Source organism: Streptomyces sp. 7R007, assembly GCF_054850255.1.
In genome coordinates this window covers 1-345 of the sequence record NZ_JBTWMV010000187.1, presented here as the reverse complement: position 1 = coordinate 345, position 345 = coordinate 1, and the positions used below count along the sequence as shown (strand labels likewise).

At 80.3% G+C, this 345-nt stretch carries 1 protein-coding gene; it reads right to left on the bottom strand.

From position 1 onward, the window contains the following. The coding region (locus tag ACYF6T_RS44725; RefSeq protein WP_461703732.1) for a hypothetical protein at window positions 1-323 on the bottom strand (323 nt) is incomplete at its 3' end. Window positions 324-345: the final 22 nt, after the last annotated feature.

The following is a 345-nucleotide window of genomic DNA, read 5'->3' as shown; positions in this document are numbered from 1 at the left end:
TGGGCGTCGGAGCGCACCGCTCCGACGTCGGAATGCCCCAGAGCGGCGGCCGCCTGCTCGCGGACCAGCCCGAGCAGGGTCCGCTGCCGTCCCTCGGCGTCCAACCCGGCGAGGTGCGCCGCGAGTTCGCCGCCGGACCGCGCCTGGGCGGCGGCCGCGGTCCGGCGGCGCACGCTCCCGGTGGCGAGCTCGCGCAGGATGCCGGGCACGGCCTCGGCGGGCAGGGCGGCCAGCGCGGCCGTGTCCAGGTCCGCCGCGGCCAGGAACGCGCGCCCGTCGCCCACGGCCGCGTCCAGCAAGGCGAGGGCGTGGTCGGTCTGCAAGGGCCGCAGCCCGGCACGTCGC